This is a genomic window from Flavobacterium columnare, from assembly GCF_014844295.1.
Taxonomy (GTDB): domain Bacteria; phylum Bacteroidota; class Bacteroidia; order Flavobacteriales; family Flavobacteriaceae; genus Flavobacterium; species Flavobacterium columnare.
This window is the reverse complement of record NZ_CP054494.1, coordinates 1,171,019-1,191,164: the sequence shown is the minus strand read 5'-3', so window position 1 is coordinate 1,191,164 and position 20,146 is coordinate 1,171,019. Positions and strand designations below refer to the sequence as shown.

At 32.3% G+C, this 20,146-nt stretch carries 17 protein-coding genes; 4 read left to right on the top strand and 13 right to left on the bottom strand.

Annotation, left to right across the window (positions count from 1 at the left end; genetic code table 11):
• Positions 1-9 precede the first annotated feature (9 nt).
• The gene (locus HUE53_RS05310; protein ID WP_041253364.1) at positions 10-921 is read left to right on the top strand and encodes a GYDIA family GHMP kinase; all 912 of its coding nucleotides are present in this window, start codon (positions 10-12) and stop codon (positions 919-921) included.
• On the opposite strand, the gene HUE53_RS05305 is transcribed toward HUE53_RS05310, so the two are convergent.
• Positions 916-1,479, bottom strand: a complete 564-nt coding sequence (locus HUE53_RS05305) for a hypothetical protein (protein ID WP_014164953.1) — start codon at positions 1,477-1,479, stop codon at positions 916-918. The two genes, HUE53_RS05310 and HUE53_RS05305, sit on opposite strands and share 6 nt — an antisense overlap.
• Before the next feature lie 73 nt (positions 1,480-1,552).
• Here HUE53_RS05305 and HUE53_RS05300 point away from each other — a divergent pair, with 73 nt between their 5' ends.
• A complete protein-coding gene (locus tag HUE53_RS05300) occupies positions 1,553-2,341 on the top strand; it encodes a DNA/RNA non-specific endonuclease (RefSeq protein ID WP_014164952.1) in 789 nt (262 codons plus the stop codon).
• A gap of 4 nt (positions 2,342-2,345) precedes the next feature.
• Here the strand turns inward: HUE53_RS05300 and rodA are convergent, their stop codons facing one another.
• The 8 genes from rodA to purH all read right to left on the bottom strand — a co-directional run bounded on the left by rodA (position 2,346) and on the right by purH (position 12,420).
• Positions 2,346-3,602: a rod shape-determining protein RodA gene (gene rodA, locus HUE53_RS05295; protein WP_014164951.1), complete on the bottom strand. Its 1,257-nt coding sequence runs from the start codon at positions 3,600-3,602 to the stop codon at positions 2,346-2,348.
• A complete protein-coding gene (mrdA, locus tag HUE53_RS05290; protein ID WP_014164950.1) occupies positions 3,602-5,551 on the bottom strand; it encodes a penicillin-binding protein 2 in 1,950 nt (649 codons plus the stop codon). Before mrdA ends, rodA begins: the two co-directional genes overlap by 1 nt.
• A gap of 3 nt (positions 5,552-5,554) precedes the next feature.
• Positions 5,555-6,061, bottom strand: a complete 507-nt coding sequence (locus HUE53_RS05285; protein WP_077225636.1) for a rod shape-determining protein MreD — start codon at positions 6,059-6,061, stop codon at positions 5,555-5,557.
• Positions 6,054-6,884, bottom strand: a complete 831-nt coding sequence (gene mreC, locus HUE53_RS05280) for a rod shape-determining protein MreC (protein WP_077225635.1) — start codon at positions 6,882-6,884, stop codon at positions 6,054-6,056. The genes HUE53_RS05285 and mreC overlap by 8 nt, the downstream gene beginning before the upstream one ends.
• A gap of 49 nt (positions 6,885-6,933) precedes the next feature.
• Positions 6,934-7,962: a rod shape-determining protein gene (locus HUE53_RS05275; protein ID WP_014164948.1), complete on the bottom strand. Its 1,029-nt coding sequence runs from the start codon at positions 7,960-7,962 to the stop codon at positions 6,934-6,936.
• A gap of 120 nt (positions 7,963-8,082) precedes the next feature.
• The gene (locus tag HUE53_RS05270; RefSeq protein WP_014164947.1) at positions 8,083-8,733 is read right to left on the bottom strand and encodes a peroxiredoxin; all 651 of its coding nucleotides are present in this window, start codon (positions 8,731-8,733) and stop codon (positions 8,083-8,085) included.
• Positions 8,734-8,898: 165 nt separating this feature from the next.
• Positions 8,899-10,479 carry a coiled-coil domain-containing protein gene (locus HUE53_RS14280; RefSeq protein ID WP_225556185.1) on the bottom strand — a complete coding sequence of 527 codons (1,581 nt, stop codon included), beginning with the start codon at positions 10,477-10,479 and terminating at the stop codon, positions 8,899-8,901.
• Between the two features lie 408 nt (positions 10,480-10,887).
• Positions 10,888-12,420, bottom strand: a complete 1,533-nt coding sequence (gene purH, locus HUE53_RS05260) for a bifunctional phosphoribosylaminoimidazolecarboxamide formyltransferase/IMP cyclohydrolase (RefSeq protein WP_192188771.1) — start codon at positions 12,418-12,420, stop codon at positions 10,888-10,890.
• 110 nt (positions 12,421-12,530) lie between these two features.
• Here purH and HUE53_RS05255 point away from each other — a divergent pair, with 110 nt between their 5' ends.
• Positions 12,531-13,787, top strand: a complete 1,257-nt coding sequence (locus HUE53_RS05255; RefSeq protein ID WP_041253185.1) for an ABC transporter permease — start codon at positions 12,531-12,533, stop codon at positions 13,785-13,787.
• 300 nt (positions 13,788-14,087) lie between these two features.
• On the opposite strand, the gene accD is transcribed toward HUE53_RS05255, so the two are convergent.
• The 3 genes from accD to tamL all read right to left on the bottom strand — a co-directional run bounded on the left by accD (position 14,088) and on the right by tamL (position 18,685).
• Entirely contained in the window at positions 14,088-14,942 is an 855-nt protein-coding gene (accD, locus tag HUE53_RS05250) for an acetyl-CoA carboxylase, carboxyltransferase subunit beta (protein WP_014164943.1), read from the bottom strand.
• A 66-nt stretch (positions 14,943-15,008) separates the two neighbouring features.
• Complete coding sequence (fbaA, locus tag HUE53_RS05245; RefSeq protein ID WP_014164942.1) at positions 15,009-16,076, bottom strand: class II fructose-bisphosphate aldolase; 1,068 nt, start codon at positions 16,074-16,076, stop codon at positions 15,009-15,011.
• Between the two features lie 41 nt (positions 16,077-16,117).
• A complete protein-coding gene (tamL, locus tag HUE53_RS05240; RefSeq protein WP_014164941.1) occupies positions 16,118-18,685 on the bottom strand; it encodes a translocation and assembly module lipoprotein TamL in 2,568 nt (855 codons plus the stop codon).
• 29 nt (positions 18,686-18,714) lie between these two features.
• Between tamL and HUE53_RS05235 the strand changes: the two genes are divergently transcribed.
• On the top strand, positions 18,715-19,443 hold the full coding sequence (locus HUE53_RS05235) for a TrmH family RNA methyltransferase (RefSeq protein ID WP_065212994.1): 729 nt from the start codon (positions 18,715-18,717) through the stop codon (positions 19,441-19,443).
• Here the strand turns inward: HUE53_RS05235 and porT are convergent.
• Positions 19,440-20,144: a type IX secretion/gliding motility protein PorT/SprT gene (gene porT / locus HUE53_RS05230; protein ID WP_014164939.1), complete on the bottom strand. Its 705-nt coding sequence runs from the start codon at positions 20,142-20,144 to the stop codon at positions 19,440-19,442. The two genes, HUE53_RS05235 and porT, sit on opposite strands and share 4 nt — an antisense overlap.
• Between the last annotated feature and the right edge of the window lie 2 nt (positions 20,145-20,146).

The window sequence follows — 20,146 nt, the reverse complement described above, 5'->3', positions numbered from 1 at the left end:
CAAATGACTATGAGACAAACTTTTTATAGCAACGGTAAACTATTGATTACAGGAGAATATGTAGTTTTAGATGGTGCTCAAGCTTTAGCATTGCCTACAAAGTTTGGACAAAATTTGATAGTTGAAGAAGGATCGCCTAATACTTTTGAGTGGACTAGTTACGATAGTGATGGTAGTATCTGGTTTGAGAGTTCTTTTAGTTTTCAAGAGGTTCTAACTAAAAAAGAATTTCAAGAGGATAAGATAAAGACAACATTAGTGGAAATACTACATCACGGATACTTGTTAAATAAAGATTTTTTTAAAAAGCATTCAGGATATAAAATAAAAACAGAACTAACTTTTCCAAAACTTTGGGGTTTAGGAACTTCTTCAACACTAATAAATAATATTGCTCAATGGTTAGAGATTGATGCTTTTACATTGCTTAAAAATAGTTTTGGAGGGAGTGGATATGATATTGCATGTGCGAAATATTCTTCTCCGATAACTTACCAACTTATTGATGAAAAACCCCATGCTATAGAAACTGATTTTTTTCCAGATTTCAGAGATCAAATTTATTTCGTTTATTTAAATCAAAAACAAAATAGTCGAACTGCAATTAAGAAATATAATGAGAAAAAAGTTGATATAGCGACCATAATACCAACGATTAATGCACTTACTCAGGAAGTTATAAATGCTGCTGAAATAGAAAGTTTTTCTAAGGCATTGCAATTACACGAAATCCAAATGAGTGCCATTTTAGAGCAACAAACTGTAAAAGAGGTACTTTTTACAGATTTTAATGGAATGGTTAAAAGTCTAGGAGCTTGGGGAGGGGATTTTGTTATGGTTGTTTCAAATGAAAACCCTTTATCTTATTTTTTAGACAAAGGGTATCCTGTAGTTCTGTCTTATAAAGATATTATTTTATAATTTTTCTAATTCACGTTCCGCTTTTTTTACTTTTTTATCTTGGTTAGCAGCTTTTTCACGCATTTTTTCTATTTTTTTATTCCACTTTTCAATGTCTAGAGGAGATAGCTTTCCTTTTTGGTTGAGTTTGTCAAATTTTTTCTGTTCTTTTTCAATATCTTGATTGATTTCTTCTTGTTTGTCACGTGCTTTTGCTAAATTTTTTTTGACTTCTTCTATTTTTTTGCGTTCTTTTTCAGCTTTTTCAAGCTGTTTTTCCATTCTTTTTTTGTCCTTTTCTAATTGTTCTATTCTACGTTGTTCTTCTTTAACTCGATCAGCTTCTGCTTCTTTCAATGCTTTTTCTGCTTTTAGTGTTTTTTCCTTTTCTTTTGCTATTTTTTTAGCTTCTTTTTCTGCTTCTTTTTGAGCGTGTAACTCACTTAATTTTATCTTAGCAATAGAATCTTCTTTTTTACTGATTAATTGTTTTTCGGATTGAGAAAGTATATTTTCTTGTGCTTGTATTCCTATACAGGTAAGAATAAATATTCCTGAATAAATAAATTTTAAGTTCATAATATTTTTTTAAAAATTAGCTCCTACTTTTCTGTTTGAGGTTACTAAATTTACAAATATTATTTTAAAAATTATGAATAAAATGAAAGGGGTTTTTATTGTATTTATAGTATTGCAACTGCTTGTGTTGAGTTGTAAAAAAGAAGAAGAACTTGAGGAGGCTAATTTTATACATCAGGAAAAAAAATCCGATTTTTTATTGCCAGAATCTAAAAAAGGACAGGTAATAGATCATAACTACTATTCTTTATCTTATAGAGAAGAGCATGAACAGGCAGAATGGGTAGCGTATTGGTTAAATCGGAAAGATGTTGTGTCTATACATCGTAAAAGGCCTTATTTTATAAATGATCCGATGATTGTAAGTAGATCAGCTAGTTGGAAAAATTATATTCGTTCTGGATATGATCGAGGTCATTTGTGTCCTGCGGGAGATAGGCGATTTTCGAAGCAAGCTTTTGAAGAAACATTCTATACCTCTAATGTTACTCCTCAAAAAAAGGATTTTAATGCAGGAATATGGAATCGCTTAGAACAAAAGGTACGATATTGGGCAAAGAAATATAATGAATTGTATGTGGTTACAGGAGGTGTTTTATCTCAAAAATTAAATCATATCGGAAAAGAAAATGTTACAGTACCAAATTATTTTTATAAAATAGTATTAAATAAGCGAGGAGATACCTATCATGGAATTGCTTTTTTACTACCACACGAGGATTCAGATCGTCCGCTTTATGAATTTGTTGTGTCAATAGATAAAATAGAACAATTAACAGAAATTGATTTCTTTCCAAAACTTCCTGATGAGATAGAAAATAGATTAGAAAGAAATCAAAGTTATAGAGAGTGGCGTTTTTAAAAAACTACCACTCATTTACTTTATTAGCATCCATTTTTAAAAAGACAAAGAGTAAAATGGTAAAAGCCCATAAGCTAGATCCTCCATACGAAAGAAAGGGTAGTGGAACTCCAATGGTTGGAAAAATACCAATAACCATAGCTATATTTACAAAATAATGTGTAAATAAAATAGAAGCTACTCCATATCCATAAATTCGACTAAATTTAGTGCGTTGATTTTCTGCTAAATATAAAATACGAAGCAATAATCCAGCAAATAATAAAACGACTATGGTTGAACCTATAAAGCCCCATTCTTCTCCAACAGTAGTAAAAATATAGTCCGTATGTTGTTCGGGAACAAAGTTTCCCTTGGTTTGAGTGCCTTCTAACCAGCCTTTTCCTAACAGTCCACCTGATCCAATAGCTATTTCAGACTGATTGGTGTTGTAACCTATTCCTGCTAAATCAACTTCTTTTCCTAAAAGGATGTTAAAACGATCTCTGTGATGTTGTTGGAACACATTTTCAAAAACATAATTTACAGAAATACTAAAGCCTGACATTAGTAGAAAAACAATCGAACTAGCAACAATATTTCTTTTTACTGGTTTTGATTTGTAAAAATGCAGGATTACACCTGTTAAAGCAATAAGTACTACATATTGTGGTTTTAATAATAAAGACATGATAAAAAGAACAATAGCTCCTACGCCAGTCCATAGATACCAAGAAGGTAATCCTTCTCGATTGAGTACGAAAATCATGGTAATGAATATGAGCGCACTACCTGCATCTGGTTGAAGCATAATGAGGCCTACAGGTATAAAAAGGATAGAAAGACCTAATAACTGATGGTTGAAATTTTTTAGATTAATTTGACTATCGCTTAAAAATTTTGCCAGAGCTAAAGCAGTTGTTGATTTAGCAAATTCGGAAGGTTGTAAAGTAAAAGATCCAATAGCATACCAGCATCTTTGTCCTGCTATGGTTTTACCAGCAACAAACAATCCTATTAAGGTTAGTAGCGAAATTCCGTAAAGAACACTCGAAAAACGTTCGTAAAATTTAGCTTCAATAGATAATACAACTATAATTACTAAAATAGTAAAAGATATAAAAATTAATTGTTTACCATAATTTTGCGTAATATCAAAAATGTAATTTGAATCAGGAGTTACATCAGCCGAATAGATGTTAGCCCATCCTATTAATACCAATAGGATATAAATTAATACTGTAATCCAGTCGATGTTTTTTCCAACACTTTGATGTCTCATTAATTTGTTTTTGTAACAGAGTTAGTAGTTTTTTCTAATGAATCTAGTTTTTGTTTTGCTTTGATTCTGTTTAAGGAATCTTTACGTAACCTAATTCTATACATGGAATCAATATATTTTCTAGTAAATTTGTTATATTGATGCTGAAGGCTTCTGTTGATGATGTTTTCTTCTCTAAATTTGTTAGTAATCTTTCCTTTTAGATATTTTTCAATCATAAGAGAAGTAATGGGGCCTGCAATGGTAGCTCCATAACCGCCATTTTCAACAAAAACGGCCATGGCTATTTTAGGGTTGTTTTTAGGAGCAAAAGCTACAAATATAGAATGGTCTTCTAATTGGACTTTTTTTCCGTTTATTCGTGCAAAATTTTCTGCGGTACCTGTTTTTCCACATATTTCAATACCTTCCACGCCTAAAAAATAAGCGGTACCTGTTTTAAATACTTCTGCCAAGCCTTCAATTACTGGAGGAAAGTGTTTTTTATTTATGGTAGTGGTGTGTTTGGTTCTAAATTTAGCGTCAATTGGTTGACCTTTTATTCTCTTAATGATATGAGGTGTGTAGTAATAGCCTTTATTAGCAATCGTTGCCATCATGTTGGCTAGTTGAATAGGAGTCATGAGTATTTCACCTTGTCCGATAGAGTTAGATACAATCATGGTCGATTTTAAACGACCGTTGGGGTAGTAACGTTCGTATGTTTTAGCGGTAGGAATATTGCCTTTTCTTCCCGTAGGTAAATCATATCCCATAAATTGGCCTAATCCAAAACTTCTTAAATGATCGCTCCAATAATCTACGCCTTTGGAAGCATTAGGAAACATACCAAGTGTTCTTAGATAGGTCGTTCCAAAGTAGGAATTGCATGATTTAGCTATCCCCATGTGTAACTTTCGCATACCTCCTCCGCAGTGACAACGCATAAATCGTCGACCGTAACTGAATCCGTGATGGCATCCTACAGCTGTTTCTGTGTTTATCGCGCCAGATTGAAGTCCAACTAGGGCTGTTAGGATTTTAAAAGGAGATCCTGGTGGATACTCAGCTAATAAACTTCTGTCGTACAAAGGTTTTGCTAAAGAATCATTGTATAATTTAGTGTAGTTTTTTGAACGCTGACGACCTACTAAAATAGCAGGGTCGTAAGTAGGAGCTGTTACTAAGCATAGTATTTCGCCTGTTTTAGGTTCAATAGCAATAATTCCTCCTCTTTTGTTTTTCATTAATAATTCACCATATTCCTGTAGTTTGGAATCAATGGTTAAGGTGATGTCTTTACCTTGAATGGCAATTGTATCGTATTTGCCTTCTTTATAAAGTCCAATTTCGCGGTTAAAACGATCGCGTTGGATATGCTTTACTCCTTTTTGACCTCTTAGTATTTCCTCATACATTTCTTCTACTCCTTGTTTGCCGAGTAAGTCACCACTTTTGTAATAAGGATTTTTAGTGATTGTGGCTTCATTAGCTTGTGTGATAAAGCCAAAAATATTAGCTCCATGATGAAATTGATAATCTCTTAAGGAGCGTTTTTGAATATAAAACCCATCAAATTTGCGTTCTTTTTCTTGAAAAGCAGCATACTCCATTTTATTTAATTGTCCCATAAATACAGAGGGGAGAAGAGGAGAATAAACTACCGCTTTTTCTAAACGTTTTAGAAAGTCTTTTTTAGTAATGTTTAATAGTTTGCAAAACTCGACTGTATCTAGTTTTTTTACTTCTCTGGGAACAACCATAATGTCATAAGAGGGTTGGTTGGCTACCAGTAAGTTGCCATTACGGTCATATATATATCCTCGTTCAGGATAATCGTATTTTATTTTAATAGAGATGTTTTCTGACTTTAGTTTTAGTTCATCATCTATTACTTGTAAATAAAAAAGCCTTGCTATGATTAGGATAGCAGAAACTATAATCATACCAGGTAAAAGAAGCTTTCTCATTTTTTAACGTTTGCTAGGCTTAAATAAATAAATAAATATAATGCTTACTATTAATGTAAATAGGGAAGCAAAAAGGGTACGGATTAGAGCATCTAACATAAACACGAATTTAAAAAATTCAAGTGTAAAAAGTACAAGATGATGCGTTATGATAGAAATTAGAATAAAAGTAAACCGTTCCGGAGATAATCGGTCGTTTATTCGTATTGTTTGATATTCGTAACTTAAACCGAATGCAAATTTAAAAAAGCTGGGTCTTAAATATGCTAATATTAAACAGGCAGTGGCATGAATACCTCCAGAATTATCAAAATAATCTATAGAAAGACCTAATAAAAAACTACTTACCAATAATCCCGCTTGATTCGTGTTGACAGGGTATAAAAGTATGAATAGAATGTATGGAAAGGGATTTATAAAGCCAAATAGGTTTATTTTGTTTAAAATAATTACTTGAACCGCAATTAGCAGGATAAAGCGAACGATATTTGATATAAGAGTACTATTCATCTTTTTTTACTGTTTCGGCTTCGAGTTTGTTGATTTCGGCGGCGTCTTTGTTTTTGATTATATACACATGATTTAAATTTGTCATATCAGTGAATAAACGAACATCTAGTGTGTAATAATTAGTTTCAGTATCCATGTAGATACGATCAATAATTCCTACAGGTATGTTTTCAGGAAAAATAGTTGAACGCCCACCAGTTACAATTGTATCTCCCTTTTTAACGCTTGCCAATCGAGGGATTTCAATGAGTTGAGCGTAGCCAGCATTTTTTGCTTTCCAGATCAAAGAACCAAAATGATTTGTCCTTTTGACTTTGGCATTTATTTTAGATTTTAAATTTAATATGCTTATTACCGTTGAATAGTTGGGAGATGTTTTTTCGATAACACCTACAATACCTTCACTACTAATTACTCCCATGTCTGGTTTTATACCTTTGATTGAGCCAGAACTAATTGTTAGATAATTTTCTGTTTTGTTGTATGAATTATTAACAACTCTAGATTGTATAACTTCGAGTTTGTCGTAACCTTTGATAGAATCTTTTGGTAGGATTGTAACACTATCTTTTTTATTAAAAAGTAGTTTTCTTAAAAAAGCATTTTCCTTTGCTAATTTGTTATTCTGATCTTGTAAGCTAAAATAGGTTTCTACTTCATTTACTTTTTCGTATACACTTCCTGTAACTGCATTGGCGGAATTTACCATTTGACTTCTATGGTAAGAATGTGATTGAATGGTAAGTGTTAACGAAAATACCAAAAGCAGCAAAAACAGCAACCGAGTGCTGTTTTTTATAATGAAATTTAGAATTTGCTGCATCGTAAAATAATAGTAAAGGTTGTTATACTATGTTGTGTTTGAAAAGCATTTATTTGATTAAAATGCTACGGAATCGGTTTAAATTTTTAAGCGTCATACCAGTTCCTCTAACGACAGCTCTTAACGGATCTTCTGCGATAAAAACAGGTAAATCCGTTTTTTGAGAAATTCGTTTGTCTAGCCCTCTTAGCATAGAGCCTCCCCCAGCTAAATAAATACCTGTATTGTATATATCTGCAGCCAATTCAGGAGGTGTTTGTGATAAAGTTTCCATGATGGCATCCTCAATACGCTGAATAGATTTGTCTAAAGCTTTAGCTATTTCGCGATATGATACTTCTACTTGTTTAGGTTTACCTGTTAATAGATCACGGCCTTGAACAGACATATCATCAGGTGGTGAGTCTAAATTTTCTATAGCTGCTCCTATTTCAATTTTTATTTTTTCGGCTGTGGTTTCTCCTACAAATAAATTATGTTGTGTACGCATGTAATAAATGATGTCGTTTGTAAATACATCACCAGCAATTTTAACTGATTTATCACAAACAATACCTCCCAATGCAATTACAGCAATTTCAGTTGTACCACCACCTATATCTACAATCATGTTGCCTTTGGGTTGCATGATGTCTAAGCCAATACCTATAGCGGCCGCCATTGGTTCATGAATTAAATATACTTCTTTACCATTTACACGTTCTGCGGATTCTTTTACTGCACGCATCTCTACTTCGGTTATTCCTGACGGGATACAAATTACCATGCGTAGAGCAGGAGTAAACAATTTTTTTTGTAGAGCAGGAATGCTTCTTATGAGCATTTTTATCATTTGCTCAGAAGCGTCAAAATCTGCAATAACACCGTCTTTTAACGGACGGATTGTTTTTATATTTTCGTGAGTTTTCCCTTGCATCATATTGGCTTCTTTTCCCACGGCAATAATTTTGCCAGATATGCGGTCACGTGCTACTATGGAAGGGCTATCGATAACAACTTTGTCGTTGTGTATAATTAACGTGTTTGCGGTACCAAGGTCAATTGCAATGTCCTCAGTCATAAAATCAAAAAATCCCATATTTCCTTTTGAGGGTTACTTAGTTTTATAGAATATACTAAGTTGCAAAAGTATGAAAATATTTTGGTTTATACGAAAATAAAAATTGCGTTAAAAATTTTTTTAACGCAATTTTTATTTTTAGTTGGAGAACTGCTTGCTTAATAATCGGGATAAGTATTTTGCGGTGCTAATTCTGTCATTTTTAAAGGTTTCTTTTCCTTTTTCCCAGTTAGCAGGACATACTTCTCCTGTTTCTTGTATACTTGTGTACCCCTCTATAAGTCGCATGAATTCTAATACATTTCTACCTAGAGACATATTATTTAAGCTTTGGTGGAACACAATGCCGTTTTCATTAATTAAATACGTAGCTCTATAACTTATATTGTCATTAATGGTTATTTCGTGGTTGTTTTCTGTGGTTTTCTTTCCATCTAATATGCCTAATATATTAGAAAGATTTCTGTTTGAATCAGAGATTAACGGATAGGTAATTCCTTTAATTCCACCTTCAGTAGCATCTGTTTGTAGCCACGCATCATGTGTTTCTACTGTGTCGCATGATGCTCCGAACAATAGTACGTTTCTTTCTTCAAGTTCTTTGGATATTTCTTGAAAAGCAAATAACTCAGTAGGGCATACGTATGTGAAATCCTTCGGGTAGAAAAAAAGTAATATTTTTTTGTTTTCTTTTTTTGCTAATTCGAATAGATTTACTTCTGAAACACCTTTGTTTTTTTGAATTGTTTTTACAGAAATACTAGGGAATTCTTTGTCAATTAATATCATATTTATCTGGTTTTAATATTTAAAAAAGTACATGTTATTTTTTATTATAAGTGTTTTTATTTTTAATTTATCCTGTTATGTGTAAATATATTTACCACTAGATGGTAGCGTTTATTATGTTTTGGAACTTAATAAAGGGGAGTGAAAATTATTTGTTTTTACTACTTATCGCTTTTCTAAGTCTGTTATTCTTTTGTTTTGTTCTTCAATCTTCTTGTTTTGTTCTTCAATCTTCCTGTTTTGTTCAATAGAATAAAGTGTTAACTCTTCAATTTTTTGAAGAAGTTTTATTTGAAACTCGCCTATATTTACTCCTTCTTGTTGCATTTGTTTTGCAGAGGCTATTTCGGGAAGGTGTTTTTTTGTTTTAATATGTTTTTCTACGTCTTCTAATTTGGGGAGATTGTAATTTTCCTCAAATACAAAGTCTGCTGTAGGGGTAGTGGTTACCTTTATTTCTTTTGCTTCAAGTCTGCCTTGTAAGGCAGTGTCTCCGTTGTTTCGTATTATTGCGCTTTTACCTATTCTTGTTCCTCCTTCAAAATCGCTCATGTAATTAACCCATAATTCATCATTATTTCCATGTACCAAAGCTCTTTGATCTAATATTTTACCTTGGTCCTGACCATCACTCATTCCTAATTTTAAATCAGCTCCTCCTATAGATGTGTTTCCATAAACTTCAAATTTATTATCTGATGATTTACCACCAATTCCTACATTACCATTTTCACCTATTAGTAAAGCATCTATATATTTGTGCGGGATTGTTTGGTTGTGTACTCTAAAGAAATACCCTCCGCCATAGTGTTTTTCATTTGAATTGTCAGAAATGATATTGTCATTTGCATCATGACCAATTTTTATATGTGTATGATTGGATGACTGATTGTCAAAAATAGCATTTCCATTAACCTCAAGTTTTTGAGAAGGAGTTAGTGTTCCAATTCCGGTATCTCCATTTGTAAGTATGGATATTCTGGGCGTATAGCCTGTTATTAAATGAAGGTTGTGGTTACTTTCGGTTCCTAAGAAGCCTCCTCCTCCATGCCAGTTATTGTGTGAAAAGATTCCTGTTTTGTATGTAGCATTCGAGTTGGTAGCTAATATTTTAGAATGATCATTGCCTGCTACATCAAGTACTCTAGCCCAGCCTTGATCATTAGAAGGAGTTAGTGTTCCAATTCCAGTATCTCCATTTGTAAGTATGGATATTCTGGGCGTATAGCCTGTTATTAAATGAAGGTTGTGGTTACTTTCGGTTCCTAAGAAGCCTCCTCCTCCATGCCAGTTATTGTGTGAAAAGATTCCTGTTTTGTATGTAGCATTCGAGTTGGTAACTAATATTTTAGAATGATCATTGCCTGCTACATCAAGTACTCTAGCCCAGCCTTGATCATTAGAAGGAGTTGTTGTGCCTATTCCTATATTACCATTTTCACCTATTAGTAAAGCATCTATATATTTGTGTGGTATTGTTTCGTTGTGTACTCTAAAGAAATACCCTCCGCCATAGTGTTTTTCATTTGAATTGTCAGAAATGATATTGTCATTTGCATCATGACCAATTTTTATATGTGTATGATTGGATGACTGATTGTCAAAAATAGCATTTCCATTAACCTCAAGTTTTTGAGAAGGAGTTAGCGTTCCAATTCCGGTATTTCCTGAAGTAGGAAAGATGTTTTGAGCGTTTGTATTGTTGAAGATGAATATTATAAAAAAAAGGACTGTCAACTTTTTCATTATGGTGTTTTTGTTTTGATGGTTTATTTTACAGAATGAGTACTTTGTTTTTCTTTATTTGACCTAGATTCTATACAATTATACGATTTGAGTGTTTTTAGTTACAATAGTTTGTTATTGTTTGGAATTTTTCCTCTTTTTTAAGGATTTTTTTGCGATTTTTAAGTTATACAAACGGATATTAGAATTTTGATACTAATATATCTGTATGTTTAGAAATTCGTTAGGCAATTTCTGTTATAAAAATCATTTGAGGTATTTAAGGGCGTTGCAAAAATAAGTTATGTAGATAAAATAATTGGTATTTATAACAAGATATATTGTTAGTGAAAAGTTAAAAATGTTATTTTAGAAAAACCCTTGTTAATTTAAATTAACAAGGGTAGGAGTTTGGTTTAAAAATTACTTTTAATGTTTAAAATGTCTCGTGCCTGTAAAGACCATGGACATTTTGTTTTCATTACAGTATGCTATGCTTAATTCATCTTTTATTGATCCGCCTGGTTGGATTACCGATGTAATACCCGATTTATGGGCAATTTCAACACAGTCAGGAAAAGGAAAGAACGCATCACTTGCCATCACGGCACCTTGTAAATTAAAATTAAATGATTTTGCTTTTTCTATTGCTTGACGTAAAGCATCTACACGAGAAGTTTGTCCTGTGCCTGAAGCGTATAATTGTTTGTTTTTAGCTAAAACAATCGTATTTGATTTGGTGTGTTTGCAAATTTTTGAAGCAAATAATAAGTCTTCTATTTCTTTTTCTGTAGGAATAGATGTTGTTACAGTTTTTAAAATTTCTTTAGAATCGGTTATTAAATCTTTTTCTTGAACCAAAGTACCATTCAAGCAAGTTCTTACATTAGTTTTGGGTAAATCAATAGGATTTTGGATTAATATGATTCTGTTTTTCTTTTCTTTTAGTATTTCTATTGCCTCATTGTCGTAAGCAGGAGCTATGATTACTTCGCAGAATAGTTTATTGATTTCGTTTGCAGTTGCTACGTCAATTGTGTTGTTGGCTATTAGAACGCCTCCAAAAGCAGAGGTAGGGTCGCCAGCCAAAGCATCTAAATAAGCTTCTTTCATAGTTGTACGAGTAGCTATACCACAAGCATTATTGTGTTTTAAGATGGCAAATGTAGGGGCATCATTTTTAAATTCACCCATTAGATTTACTGCAGCATCAATATCTAATAAATTGTTATATGACAATTCTTTGCCATTTAATTTGTGAAACATCTTGTTTAAGTCGCCAAAGAAAAATCCTTTTTGGTGAGGGTTTTCTCCATAACGAAGAACTTCTCCTTTAATTTCGCTGATTTTTAAAATAGGTTCTTCGAGATTTTTGTTGAAGTAATTAAAAATAGCGGAATCATAATGAGAAGAAACATTAAAAGCTTTAATGGCAAATTTTTTGCGTTGTTCTAAAGTGGTTGCTCCGTTTTGATTACTAATAAGTTCTAATAATAAATTGTATTCGTTAACAGAAGGGATGATAACCGTGTCTTTAAAATTTTTAGCCCCTGCTCTTATTAAAGAAATTCCGCCAATATCTATTTTTTCAATTATTTCGTTTTCATTAGCTCCTGACGCAACGGTTTTTTCAAAAGGATAAAGATCTACTATGACTAAGTCAATTTGAGGAATTGCATACTCTTGCATTTGTGCTAGATCATTTTCGTTGTCTTGACGGTTTAAGATCCCTCCAAAAATTTTAGGATGTAAAGTTTTAACACGGCCTCCTAAGATTGAAGGGTAGTCGGTAACTCCTTCTACAGGCACGACAGGTACTCCTAACTTTAAGATAAATTCTTCAGTTCCTCCTGTAGAGTAAATTGTAACATTTTGTTCGTGTAATTTTTTTACAATAGGTTCAAGACCCGTCTTGTCGAACACTGAAATCAATGCCGATTGAATTGTTTTAGTAGTATTCATTGTGTTGTTGTTATTAAAGGGCAAAAGTAGTTTTTTTTAAGAGCTATTCAAAATAAGATTTTAGAATTGTAACAAAAGAGAATAACTTAGTACCAATAAATAAAAACGTTATGATCATATACCTACGATTGCTTCAAGAGAGCTTTAGTTTTGCTATGAATGCGTTGCATAATAATAAATTAAGAACATTGCTTTCTTTGTTAGGCGTTACTATTGGGATTTTCTCTATTATAGCTATTTTGTCAGCTGTAGATTCATTGGATCGGAAAATTAAAAAGGATGTAGGGAGTTTAGATAATAGTGCGGTGTACTTGTTTAAATATTCTTTTTCACCTACGGATGTTCCTGATTGGAAAATAGAGCAATTCCCTAAAGTAACCTATGATGAATATCGTTATTTAAAAGATAATACCTCTAAAATAGAAGTGCTTTGTTATCAGTATTTTACAAATAGAGAAACGGTGAAGTTTGAGGATAAATTAATGAGTAATGTAGGAATTGTACCTTGTACTTATGAGTATATAGATATTAATAAATTAGATTTTTTGGAAGGACGTTTTTTTAATGAACAAGAATCTAATTCGAGTACCGGTGGTGTGGTTATTGGCGCTGAAATAGCACAAACACTTTTTAATGGTATGTCAGCGGTAGGGAAAGAAATTAGAATATACGGACAACGTTTTAAAGTGTTTGGGGTCTTAAAAAAAGTTGGGAATCGCATGATTAATTTTGGAGAAAACCCAGATGGGAGTGTATATCTTAATTTGAATAAAGTTCGTACCCTTTATGGTGATAATAATGAAAAATTTATGCCTGTTGTGATTATTAAACCTCTTGAAGGGATAAGTCAAGCAGAAGTGAAAAGTGAAATTGTTCAAAAAATGAGAACTTATAGAGGGTTAAGTTATGGGCAAATTAATAATTTCTTTTTGAATTTTATAAAAGGAGCAACCGATATGTTGGATGGATTAATTTCGCAGATGAATTTAATTGGTTGGATTATAGCTGGTTTTTCGTTACTAGTGGGTGGTTTTGGTATTGCCAATATTATGTTTGTATCGGTAAAAGAGCGTACCAATTTAATAGGGATACAGAAATCATTGGGGGCTAAAAATCATTTTATTTTGTTGCAATTTTTGTTTGAAGCAATTGTTTTATGTTTAATTGGCGGTGTGATAGGTATCGTATTCGTTTGGTTAGTTGCTTTAGGGCTGACACAAGTGTTAGACTTTGATTTTGTTCTGAGTTTTTCAAATATTCTATTTGGGACATTTTTAGCTATTATTATTGGTTTAGTAGCGGGTATATTACCTGCTATTTCGGCTTCAAAATTAGATCCTGTAGAGGCAATAAGAAGCGGGATGTAGTTTTTTAAATTCTTTTATTAGGTTTGTTTTTATCTCTAAATCCTGTTTTTATATTGAATTTAATGATTTTAAAATATGTTGTCGAGGGTTAAATAACCGTAATTTTAATATGTTTGAAAGAGGATAAGTGTTTTTCTAAAAGAGTGGTAGTTTAAAAAATACTTCGTCCGATTCTACTGTTAGAGCGATTCGAACGAAGTAAATACAGGCGAAGATCATAATGTTGATAATGAACCTTCTTTTGATTATTGAAAAAGAGGCACGTTAAATGGTAAGTGCTTTTCAGAGAGCCTCTTTTAATTATCTTACTTCTTGATTTAAAATTAGATCAATGTAAAGATTTATTTTGTTTTTAAGATCTTTTCTATGTGAAATAAAATCTAGGAAACCATGGTCTAGTACAAATTCAGATGTTTGGAATCCTTCAGGTAAATCCTTGCCTGTAGTGTCTCGTACTACACGAGGACCAGCAAAACCTATTAAAGCTCCAGGTTCAGCTATGTTAATATCTCCTAACATGGCGTATGATGCGGTGGTTCCTCCCGTTGTAGGGTCTGTACATAATGAAATGTAAGGGATTTTTGCGTCTGCCAATTGAGCTAATTTAGCAGATGTTTTAGCTAATTGCATAAGTGAATAAGCGGCTTCCATCATGCGAGCTCCTCCTGATTTTGAAATCATGACAAAAGGAATTTTGTTTTTGATAGCATGATCAATACCACGTGCAATTTTTTCGCCTACAACAGCTCCCATAGATCCACCAATAAAGGCAAAGTCCATACAACAAACTACAAGGTCTTTTCCTTTTGATTTTCCTACCCCTGTGCGTACAGCATCTTTTAGTTGTGTTTTTTTGATGGTATCAACCAAACGATCAGAATATTTTTTAGAATCAACAAAATTTAAAGGGTCTTTAGCTGTCATATTAGCATCTAACTCAGTAAATTGATTGTCATCAAATAGTATCTGAAAGTATTCAGCACTTCCTATGCGTACGTGAAAATCATCTTCGGGGCTTACCCATAAGTTTCTGGCTAATTCATCAGCGTCTACAATTTTTCCTGTAGGTGATTTGTACCATAAACCTTTAGGTACGTCCATTTTTGCCTCAGTAGGAGTCGTAATTCCTTTTTCTTTTCTTTTAAACCAAGCCATAGTTAGTTATGAGTTTAAAGTTATAAGTTTGAATTGTTGGTTTAATTCATAACTTATAACTGATAATTAAAGAGTATTTATGTTATTTAAGTCGGCAAAAGCCTGTTCTAATCTTTTATTGAAAGTTATTTCGCCTTCACGAACCCATTTGCGAGGATCGTAGTGCTTTTTGTTTGGTGCCTCAGTACCTTCTGGATTGCCAATTTGGGTTCTTAAATAGTCTATTTTAGAAATTACATAGTCACGTATTCCTTCAGTGAATGCAAATTGTAAATCGGTATCGATATTCATTTTAATTACCCCATAAGAAATAGCTTCTCTTATTTCTTCAAGTGTAGAACCTGATCCTCCATGAAAAACAAAGTCTACAGGGTTATGTCCTGTATTGAATTTGTTTTGAACGTATTCTTGTGAGTTTTTAAGGATTTTTGGAGTTAATTTTACATTTCCAGGTTTATATACACCATGCACATTTCCAAAAGCAGCAGCAATTGTAAATCGAGGTGAGATTTTCATTAATTCTTCATACGCATAAGCTACTTCTTCTGGTTGAGTGTAAAGTTTTGAACTATCTACATGTGAATTGTCTACGCCATCTTCTTCACCACCTGTAATCCCTAATTCTATTTCAAGAGTCATGCCCATTTTACTCATTCTAGCTAAATACTCTTTGCATATTTCGATATTTTCTTCTAATGGTTCTTCTGATAAGTCAATCATGTGTGAAGAAAACAAAGGTTTGCCTGTTTCTGCAAAATGTTTTTCAGATGCATCTAATAAGCCGTCAATCCAAGGTAATAAATTTTTAGCGCAATGGTCCGTGTGTAATATGACAGTTGCTCCGTAAGCTTCCGCCAGAGTGTGGATGTGTTTTGCTCCAGCTACGGCTCCTAAAATAGCAGCTCGTTGCCCCTCATTAGAAAGTCCTTTTCCTGCATTATACGCAGCACCACCATTAGAAAATTGAATAATTACAGGAGCTTTTAATTTAGCAGCAGTTTCAATAGTTCCATTAATAGTACTAGAACCTACCACGTTTACTGCTGGTAACGCAAATCCTTTTTCTTTTGCATAATTAAAAATTTCTTGAACTTGATCACCGGTTGCTACACCTGATTTTATGTTGTGTGTCATTATGTTTGTTTTTTAAAAGATGGACAAAATTACAAATTTATTTAGAATGGATAATTAATGCCTATATTAAATTGAGATTTATTTATATTGAATTCTGTAAACCAACGGCTTGCTTGATTTAGACTGGGTGAATATGTTTTGAATCCCCAATCTAATCGTAATACAAAAAAGTTAAAATCATAACGATAGCCTATTCCTGTTCCTAAAGCTAAACCTTCTAATGAATTGAAATTTTTAAAAACCTTTTTTTCATCTATTTCGTATGCTTTTCCAATATTAGCATTCCAAATATTTCCACAATCTGCAAATAAAGCGGCATGATGTTGGCCTAAAACAGTAAATCGAATTTCAGTATTGAATGCTAATTTCATATTAGCTTCGTTGAAATCATTTACGGAATTTGAGTTTCCAGGTCCCAAACTATAGGACTGCCACGCTCTGTTGTCATTAGCACCTCCTGCAAAATAACTTCGAGTAAAAGGAATAGAGTTTGAATTACCATAAGGAATGGCAAGCCCACCAAAAGCTCTGAAAGCTATGTATATTTCGTTTCTTAAATCCCAATGTTTTATATATTCTAATTCAGCTTTTAGATATTGTGAATATTCAAGTCCTAATATGTTACGATGCCCATTAAGATTTTTAGGTCTATTGGTTAAGTCCGCAATGAGAGACATAATATTTCCTGTGGATTCAAATTTAGTTTTAACGCTATAAAACTCTTTATCAGAAATGTCTGTTTGAGAGGTTTTGTTGTAACTAATACTGCTAGATAGGATTAAATTGTTTTCAGTTAATCTTTTTTTTCTTTCTAAAATACTTTGAATGGTTCGTAAGTCTTGTTCGTTTTCATTTAATTTGGGGTAAAGCCCCTCAAAGGCGTATTTCATAAATAGATCGGCTCCACCATTTTCTATTGATAAATTGTTTTGATCATCTAATAATTCTGGATAATGGTTGTATAATTTTGCTAATTGATTAAGCTGGTCATAACTTGATGTATATACATTGAAATAATTATTGATATTGATGTTTTTTATATACTGTAAATTTGCTAAATCTAATTTGAAGTTGGTTTTAGAAGAAGGAGACCAGTTATAGTTTATTACTCCTGTAATACTTTCTTTGTCCAAACCAATATTGAGTTGTTTAGAAAAACTTGCTCTTATGAGTGTACTAGGAAACATAGATTTAGGAATAATACTTTTAGTATTTAAAGGGAAAAATATTCTAGGAAATGATAATTTTAAGTCTGCTCCATATTCTTGAATGTTAAAAAATAATTTTTTGGGGTTAGCAAAGTCTTTGGAAGAACCTAGATTTCCTTTTACACCAATTTCTAAAATTTCCGCTCCTCTAAAGATATTATTGATAAGGACAGATGTGTTTCCTGTAATACCAAAGTCTTGTATGTTGGAATGAGTAAAATCCGCACTAGCTCTAAAACTAAATCGGTCTTTTGGGATAAGTGTGATTTCAGTTGTAAGAGTCTTATCTTTAGGGTTTTCGGCAAAAGTAATATTAGGAAAATTAAACACGCGTAAATTGCTTAAAGAACGTAGTGTTTGTGTTCTGTTGAAATCACTAAAGACACTATCTTTTTGTATAAAAATACCGTTTGTTATTGATTTGGCGCGGTGTTTTATTTTTTCGTTGCTATAAAAGGTGTAGTTTTTATAAGTTACACTGTCTTTTATTTCCTTTACAAAAAAACCTTTTTTAGGTTTGTTTATGATATTAATGTTTATTTTTCCTATTTTTTTGATTTCATAAGGTTTGGTAATTAGAGAGTCTCCTTTTTTTATTTTGCGATCTGTAATTTTTATTGTTACAGGGGTTTTATAACTTGCTGTGTCAATTTCAAATTCAATATTTTGTTGTTGGAAGTCATATATTCCGTTGTTTTTAAAGTGCTGTGTAAGTCTGTTTATTTCATTACTAAAGTTACTTTCTTTGTATTGTTTGCCTTGTTTTATGTGTGATTTTAAAGCAACTTTTTGGTATAAAGAATCAATAGATTTATTCGCTATATCTGTTTGAATTGAGTCTAAAATGTACGGTTTTCCTTTTTTTACAAAATATTCAATACTTGCTTTTTTGTTTTTTAAGTAATTAATTTTATAGGAAGATTTAGCGTGTAGATAGCCTTGGTTTTGGTACCAAGCTTCTATGTTTTTTGCATTTCTTATTGTTTTAATTGAATCAACAAGCACTGGAGGTTCCCCCGTTTTTTTTAAAAAAGAATGAATTCCTGAATACAAAAAAGATTTGCCAAGTCTATGTACTTGCTTTTCAGATAACCATTTAGATAGCTTGTTGTATTTTTTAGGATTATCTAATATGTTTTTTTTAAAAAGGGAATCAGTGTGTTCTTTTGCGAGATTATATAAGTGTAATCTGAAATTAAACCCTAGGATAGAAGTATTGGGTTGCTGATTTATTTGTTCAATAATTCCGTCTTCATTTGTTTTAAATTTCAGACCATCAACATCTAATGTGTTGTTTACTAGCAAATGTTTATTGGCAGGAACTTTTTTTACCGTGCTACATGCGGTATAAAGTACTGCTAATAGAATAATTATTGATATTTTTGTAGGGATTTTGTTCAAACCAAAAAAATTAATTCAAAAATACATTTATGCTTAGCAAAAACCAAATAAAACTTGTTTCTAGTTTACATCAAAAAAAATACAGGAAAGAATATGGTTTGTTTTTAGCGGAAGGAGTAAAGGTTATTCGGGAACTTTTAGCGTCTAAATTTGAGTTGGAGCATTTGTATATGGTAGAAGAACTGTTTGATGATTTGCCAGCTAAATTTAAAACGTTAGTGTCCACCGTTGAATTAAACAGAATGAGTGCTTTGACTACGGCTAATAATTGTTTGGCTTTATTTAGAATTCCAAAAGAGCGAGTATTGAAAGAGGAAGGACTTATAGTTGCTCTTGATGATGTTAGAGATCCAGGTAATTTAGGGACAATAATCAGACTTTGTGATTGGTTTGGTGTTTCACAAATTGTATGTACTAAAGAAACAGTTGATTTGTATAACCCTAAAGTAATACAAGCTACTATGGGGTCTGTTAGTAGAGTTGATGTTCATTATGTTGATCTAGAAGTGTTTTTGAATAGTACAAAACTTCCTATTTATGGTACTTTTATGGATGGGAACAATATATACAAAGAGGAACTTCCTAATCAAGGAATACTTATTTTAGGGAATGAAGCAAATGGTATTTCTGAAAAAATAGAAAATAAAGTTGCGCACAAAATAGCAATACCTCAATTTGGCGATTTGCAAAAAACGGAAAGTTTAAACGTAGCCACAGCTACAGCAATAGTTTTAAGTGAATTTAGGAGAGGTTTTTAGTGAAAAGAAAAGTTTATAAAAATCCCTCGTGTATTCATACTTTCAATGTTTCCAGTCCAAGGGCTATTGGGGTTGTTATCTGGGATCATTTCATTGTTAAATCCAAAGACACCTCGTATAGACGGTGAAAATTTGAAATACTCAAGATAAATATCAATACCAGCTCCTAGTTCATAGTTATTACTCTGTTTAATCATTCTAAAACGATTAACAGAGTTGTCATCTGTAGATTCTGCATTGCTGGATAAATTAATAGATCTAGAGACACCACCTAGTACATAGGGCTTGATGTTACCTGTGCGTTTTGATGAAAATTTCAGAAGAAGAGGGAAATGTATATATGTAGATTTTACCTCTCTGAGTTCATCTCGGGTTTCCTTCATGTTAGGGAAATGAAGGTTTCTTTGTCCGTAATGCAGCCCTGGTTCAAAACGCAAATCAATGTGTTCGTGTAGTCTTAAATTGCTTATTAAGCCTACATTAAAACCTGTTTGACTATCCACAATTACATCTTGTCCGTTGTGTTTTTTGTTGATTTTGAAGTCATAATTGTTGAAACCTAAAAAGAAACCAAAATGCACTCGTTGTTTGTCAAAATTAGCTAGGTTAGTTAGTGGTTTTTTTGCAAAGATATGTTTGCTGAAAGGGGTTTGCCCTAAAACAGGAAAAGCAAATAGTAGCAGTATTAAATAGTTTTTCATTT

What these genes read in the sequence shown, in the direction of transcription:
- HUE53_RS05275 (WP_014164948.1), bottom strand. Translation starts at nt 7,962, where the DNA reads ATGGGATTTTTTGATTTTATGACTGAGGACATTGCAATTGACCTTGGT.
- purH (WP_192188771.1), bottom strand. Translation starts at nt 12,420, where the DNA reads ATGAATACTACTAAAACAATTCAATCGGCATTGATTTCAGTGTTCGAC.
- HUE53_RS05270 (WP_014164947.1), bottom strand. Translation starts at nt 8,733, where the DNA reads ATGATATTAATTGACAAAGAATTCCCTAGTATTTCTGTAAAAACAATT.
- accD (WP_014164943.1), bottom strand. Translation starts at nt 14,942, where the DNA reads ATGGCTTGGTTTAAAAGAAAAGAAAAAGGAATTACGACTCCTACTGAG.
- HUE53_RS05305 (WP_014164953.1), bottom strand. Translation starts at nt 1,479, where the DNA reads ATGAACTTAAAATTTATTTATTCAGGAATATTTATTCTTACCTGTATA.
- rodA (WP_014164951.1), bottom strand. Translation starts at nt 3,602, where the DNA reads ATGAGACATCAAAGTGTTGGAAAAAACATCGACTGGATTACAGTATTA.
- porT (WP_014164939.1), bottom strand. Translation starts at nt 20,144, where the DNA reads ATGAAAAACTATTTAATACTGCTACTATTTGCTTTTCCTGTTTTAGGG.
- HUE53_RS05235 (WP_065212994.1), top strand. Translation starts at nt 18,715, where the DNA reads ATGCTTAGCAAAAACCAAATAAAACTTGTTTCTAGTTTACATCAAAAA.
- HUE53_RS05255 (WP_041253185.1), top strand. Translation starts at nt 12,531, where the DNA reads ATGATCATATACCTACGATTGCTTCAAGAGAGCTTTAGTTTTGCTATG.
- HUE53_RS05285 (WP_077225636.1), bottom strand. Translation starts at nt 6,061, where the DNA reads ATGAATAGTACTCTTATATCAAATATCGTTCGCTTTATCCTGCTAATT.
- HUE53_RS05300 (WP_014164952.1), top strand. Translation starts at nt 1,553, where the DNA reads ATGAATAAAATGAAAGGGGTTTTTATTGTATTTATAGTATTGCAACTG.
- mreC (WP_077225635.1), bottom strand. Translation starts at nt 6,884, where the DNA reads ATGCAGCAAATTCTAAATTTCATTATAAAAAACAGCACTCGGTTGCTG.
- HUE53_RS14280 (WP_225556185.1), bottom strand. Translation starts at nt 10,479, where the DNA reads ATGAAAAAGTTGACAGTCCTTTTTTTTATAATATTCATCTTCAACAAT.
- fbaA (WP_014164942.1), bottom strand. Translation starts at nt 16,076, where the DNA reads ATGACACACAACATAAAATCAGGTGTAGCAACCGGTGATCAAGTTCAA.
- HUE53_RS05310 (WP_041253364.1), top strand. Translation starts at nt 10, where the DNA reads ATGAGACAAACTTTTTATAGCAACGGTAAACTATTGATTACAGGAGAA.
- mrdA (WP_014164950.1), bottom strand. Translation starts at nt 5,551, where the DNA reads ATGAGAAAGCTTCTTTTACCTGGTATGATTATAGTTTCTGCTATCCTA.